This window comes from Pseudomonas putida (genome assembly GCF_022627325.1).
In the GTDB taxonomy this organism is placed as follows: Bacteria; Pseudomonadota; Gammaproteobacteria; order Pseudomonadales; family Pseudomonadaceae; genus Aquipseudomonas; species Aquipseudomonas putida_X.
Genome location: NZ_JAETZZ010000031.1, coordinates 1 through 4,471, shown reverse-complemented (window position 1 = coordinate 4,471; position 4,471 = coordinate 1). Strand labels below are relative to the sequence as shown.

The window sequence follows — 4,471 nt, the reverse complement described above, 5'->3', positions numbered from 1 at the left end:
TGTCAGCAGTGACAGGAGCAGTCTCGCAACCACGGCAGCCATAGATCTTGCGCACGTGTTTGAGTACGCGGATCTGCATCGGCACGATATCGAGCTGCTCGCTGGTTTCTTCGCCGATGACATGCTTACGGCAACCGCAGGCGCAGGTCAGTTCGTGTTCGGGCAACTCATGGATAACTTCGATACGTGGCAGATTAGCCGCCAATGACTTGCGCTTGCCACGGCGCTTGACCGGGACAACGACTTCTTCATTGGCATCATCGACTACAGCCAGCAGAGGGTCATTTTCCGCTTCATCGAACATGGCCAGTTGCGGCGTTTTGGGATCGACGGTTTGCTCGGACTTGCGGCCAAAGAAACGGTTACGCCATAACTTGATTTGTTCTTTCAGATCGTCAATTTGGACGATGTGGGCCTGATTGACTTCCTGCTCGCGCAAACGGGCAGCATAGCTCTCAAGCAATAATTGCTTGAGCAGGGCAGGATCGTCTGGGAGATTGTCGGGCACGGAAATCATGCCGCGGATTATACCGGGTCAGGCGACGTAGCGCGGAGTCAAAACCTGATGAGGACGGTTGCGCCAAAGGTCGAAACCGTCGAGCAGCCAATTGAGTTCTTGGACGGTCAGGACAATCGCTTCGTCGCTGGGCTCAGGCGACATTTTGAAGCGCTCGGCTTCCAGGCGCTTGAGCCAGAGGCAGAAGCCGTTGCGCTCCCAGTACAACACTTTGATCCGATTACGCGCCTTGTTGAGGAAGACGAAGAGCACGGGGTCGAACACGGCGACTTTGATATCCAGTTCTACCAAGGCAGTAAGGCCGTCGATGGACTTTCGAAAGTCCACAGGCTTGGGGTAGAGGTAGACTTTTTCGACTTTGCTGTCGGGGCGCATCATGCAGGGCTGGCTCCAGAAGGAAATCGGGAGCACAGCATCGGGCATCAGGTAAGCGCTTTGAATGTGGGGTTCATGGAGCACTTACGTAACAATTGCCCGTACTTCAGTCCTCGTCAGCACAAGAAGATTGACCGAAAAGCCAGCTTTGACGGCATCCCGCGGAAAATTCTTAAGCTATTGATCGAACAGTTTGACCGCGTTGTTTACATCTTGGAGAAAGAAACCCACCTGGTCCTCTCTGAGAACGCGTTGAGAGGCATGCTGCAGCGTTACAAAGGGGAGCGCGGCTACCTCTATGTGGGTGCGACGCTTCGAAATGTGCCTTGGATCTTTGCTTACATGTCGGACGCCACCCGTCTGTTTGGCCAGAAGGTCAGCGGAAATGCTGAGCTGGTGAAAGCCATTGGCAGTGAGGTGCCTGGGGCGGAAATCAGCAGTGCTGGCCGGCTAGGGGTCGAAGAACGTACCCGGTTCGAAGGCGCCTTATTTTGATCTCAAGATGAGTTTCATCCGCCATCGAATCGTCAAAGACAGCGAAGCGTCCGAATTGCTGGAGAGCATGGAGTTCGTAGTGTCGCAGCCGCGCAATGGTGAGCTTGAGCACATCCACAAAGAAATCATCAAATTCGACCCGGCTTGGTTCGAATCCCTCATCCGGATGCCCGCTGATCATCCATATCGCAGGATGGATAGGGTGCAGTGGGCTCGGGAAGAGTTGGGCGATCTGTTGGACTGGCCACAGGCTTGATCATGGGGTCTACGTGAACTGCTTTTCCACTGCCAATGTGAACTATATTGAGATAGAGGCCAGCATGATGCCCTTGCTTCCACAGTCCAGGGTGCTGCCAACGTCCCGGGCGTCGGGGGCCAGGGATGTGATTCATCCATTATGTGTGCCGTTTTCCCAACGGCTGGTTATCCCCCGCAATGTCTGATGATCTTCCCCTCTGCAGATTGGCCAGAGTGAGCGGAAAACTGGGTATAGGTGGGCGGCCTGCTGGAGCTGGGTCACCGCTTGTTAACCACTTTTTTTCACTGTAAACCACAGTAGTTAACAGTGAAAAAAAGTGGTTAACATCGAGGTGGCTCGCCCTAATTCTCATTCGGCATCAGGTGGACAAGCACCATGACTGTGAGGCGCACATTCACAGAGATGGTCGAGGCAGGCGAGCCGCTGATGCAGCAAGCGCTTCAAGCCATCCGCGATGCCAAAGCGGTGTACCCTTCAGGCTCTTCAGCTACTGGCGGATGGGGCTGCCTTAAGCACCTGAATGAACGATCACGTTGGCTGACCGGCGTTCACAAGCTGAACGTCAATGACGGCCTGGGGTGGCCAGCAGCATCAATCGGCGCTAAAAATTTAGCTGGCGCTAATCGATTAGTGGCTGCTATATTGCAATCATCACTCCCTAGCCAAGGTAGCCCAATGCTCAAACGTCATCGTGAAACCCTCGAAACCCGCTTGGAGCAAGTGCAGACTTGGGGCTGGTGCGAAATCACATGGGGTGAGTTGTATCTGTGGTACGCCGCTGAGCGGCTGTCGGTGAAGACCTATAAGCATATGCTTGAGACGTATCGCGAACTTCAAGAGGACGAAAGCGCTAACTTATTAGCAACTACGGTTAGTGGGGGACTAATACTTACCTCCCCTTCGAAAACCTCGCACCTCACCGACATAATAAACTTTGGCTACGATAATGCACCATCAATTAGCTAAATTTTATGTAGTGAAGCCCTTCTGTATTCACCCGACTGCGGAGTGATTTTTATGACATACTTTAGCTATAGCGTAAGAGTTGACCTAAGGCAGATCAGACCATCCGGAAAAGATTTTAACTACTTGCCGACTTAATCAGGGCAGGCGTTAAGAATGAGCATGGGTTTAGTGCTTTGAAGGGCTTGACTGATCAGCGCCTTAAGCAGTGGCCTGTGGCAATCAGGTTCAAAACAGCGAAAAACCGCGAGAGCTTCTATAACGGCATCCAACGTCTGCTTCGACCAACACTTGTTAAAATTATTGGTCTGAAACCAACCTATCCTAATACGAACAAGTCGAAGCCCATTAAATACATACGCTCCAAATAACTTACAAGAAGAGGCCCATAAAGGCCTCTATTTTTTAGCGATTTAGCTAGTCTTACTCACACGTCAATCACACCTCTGTAAATTCAGGTCTTCCAGAAGTATCCACGAGAAAATTCAGTACTCGCGCATTGTGCATCCACATCACCTCCAGTCTGGTAGCGACTTCATCAAAGCGCTCCGCATTCTCTATCGAAGAATAGGAAAGGATGGTTTTCTTTGACTTTGGATATGGCAATAACTTATGCGGAAAATCCTTAGCCACCTCATGGATTTCAAAGGCTTTCTGGGGCTTAGCATGTGCCAGCGCGTTTCGAAAGCTTTTCATTAAGTTTAGTGTCTGCCACGGCTCTTCAGAGAATTTCACCTCAATCTTTAAGAACTCAGAAATCATCGTGATTTTCCCGATGAATGAGGTAGATTCGAAATGATCCCAATGCGAAAAAAGCTTCCTGCCGTAAACGTTGCAAATTGCTTCAACACGGAAAACGGAGAACGCCATTGATGGCAGAATCCATCTGAACCGATGGCCGTCTTGCTCATTTCTCGCCTGAGCAAGTTGATTAAGTGCTATTGATCCCAAATAGTTATGTTCAAAGATCTCTCTCGTAACCTTAATCTTTTTGGTGCTTTTTTCCTGCTCCAATTAAGCTTGATCCTATGCTAGTAAATCATGGTAGTCTCAAAAGCCCAGTGCTGGATGGGCTTTTACATAATGTGGGAGCGCCTCACAGGTGGTCTGGCTCGATGCCGATCTCCCGAAGTGACTTGACCAGCGATGGGTCGATAACGGCTTCTCCATTGATCGACGCGGCCTGGTTGATGCCCACGGTCCGGTACTTGATCATGTGGCCGGATACCATCTGCTTCAGGATCTGTTTGGCTTTGTCGCCGCCGGTCACAGTGTACGAGCTCATCAGTTGCGACGTGGACTTCATCGCTTGTTCCTGGGCGTTGTTGACCAGCGCGGCCTGCTCCCCTTGGAGTGTAACGAGCGGCGCCATCGGTATCGACGGGGCCATACTCACCGGCGTCTCCTGCGGGGTGATCGTCCATGCATCGTTCTGATCGATACGCAACTGAACGGTACCGACCGGCACCTTGAGCCGGCCGCCGGACATGATGCCGACGTAGATCTCGCCGTCTTCCTTGCGAACTACGGGATAGAAGTGCAGCGGCTGGGTGACGATCAGGCTCGGCGTGCTCTGATCACCTGTGGTGACCATCATAGTGGTCTTGTCAGTGAATTCGTCGATTGTGGCCATTGCCTTCTAGGTTTGCTGCTCAGTGGCGCATCCTGCGACGGATAGAGCGACACAGAGTGTTGCGGCGATCCGTTTCATTCCTATCTCTCTGGTCTATTTGAGGTAAGCGGCCAGCCAACACACCTTCAGAATCCCAGCATTAAGGGCGATGGTGTCCACCTAAAAATACGTGGACACCATCGCCCTTATCGCAAGGATCACCATGCGCCAGCGCACCTCTTATCCAAAA

The 4,471-nt window shown here is 51.7% G+C and carries 7 protein-coding genes; 3 read left to right on the top strand and 4 right to left on the bottom strand.

Annotated elements, in window-relative coordinates; all coding sequences use genetic code 11:
• Together JNA92_RS25525 and tnpB are read right to left on the bottom strand one after the other, a co-directional pair.
• A partial coding sequence (locus tag JNA92_RS25525) for an IS66 family transposase zinc-finger binding domain-containing protein (protein WP_241807217.1) occupies positions 1–517 on the bottom strand: 517 nt, incomplete at its 3' end.
• A gap of 18 nt (positions 518–535) precedes the next feature.
• Positions 536–895, bottom strand: a complete 360-nt coding sequence (gene tnpB, locus JNA92_RS25520; RefSeq protein ID WP_019437365.1) for an IS66 family insertion sequence element accessory protein TnpB — start codon at positions 893–895, stop codon at positions 536–538.
• A gap of 72 nt (positions 896–967) precedes the next feature.
• On the opposite strand from tnpB, the gene JNA92_RS25515 reads away from it, so the two are divergent.
• From JNA92_RS25515 to JNA92_RS25505, 3 genes are all read left to right on the top strand, one after another.
• Entirely contained in the window at positions 968–1,387 is a 420-nt protein-coding gene (locus JNA92_RS25515) for a hypothetical protein (protein ID WP_241807216.1), read from the top strand.
• 7 nt (positions 1,388–1,394) lie between these two features.
• Entirely contained in the window at positions 1,395–1,643 is a 249-nt protein-coding gene (locus JNA92_RS25510) for a hypothetical protein (protein ID WP_241807215.1), read from the top strand.
• A 378-nt stretch (positions 1,644–2,021) separates the two neighbouring features.
• Entirely contained in the window at positions 2,022–2,612 is a 591-nt protein-coding gene (locus JNA92_RS25505; protein WP_241807214.1) for a hypothetical protein, read from the top strand.
• 435 nt (positions 2,613–3,047) lie between these two features.
• Here the strand turns inward: JNA92_RS25505 and JNA92_RS25500 are convergent, their stop codons facing one another.
• Both JNA92_RS25500 and JNA92_RS25495 read right to left on the bottom strand, forming a co-directional pair.
• Entirely contained in the window at positions 3,048–3,623 is a 576-nt protein-coding gene (locus JNA92_RS25500; protein ID WP_137108945.1) for a hypothetical protein, read from the bottom strand.
• A gap of 82 nt (positions 3,624–3,705) precedes the next feature.
• Complete coding sequence (locus JNA92_RS25495; RefSeq protein ID WP_233097288.1) at positions 3,706–4,242, bottom strand: hypothetical protein; 537 nt, start codon at positions 4,240–4,242, stop codon at positions 3,706–3,708.
• Positions 4,243–4,471 lie beyond the last annotated feature (229 nt).

Excerpts from the sequence above, each read along its gene's own strand:
- tnpB (WP_019437365.1), bottom strand. The coding sequence starts at position 895 with ATGATGCGCCCCGACAGCAAAGTCGAAAAAGTCTACCTCTACCCCAAG.
- JNA92_RS25515 (WP_241807216.1), top strand. The coding sequence starts at position 968 with ATGGAGCACTTACGTAACAATTGCCCGTACTTCAGTCCTCGTCAGCAC.
- JNA92_RS25510 (WP_241807215.1), top strand. The coding sequence starts at position 1,395 with ATGAGTTTCATCCGCCATCGAATCGTCAAAGACAGCGAAGCGTCCGAA.
- JNA92_RS25505 (WP_241807214.1), top strand. The coding sequence starts at position 2,022 with ATGACTGTGAGGCGCACATTCACAGAGATGGTCGAGGCAGGCGAGCCG.
- JNA92_RS25495 (WP_233097288.1), bottom strand. The coding sequence starts at position 4,242 with ATGGCCACAATCGACGAATTCACTGACAAGACCACTATGATGGTCACC.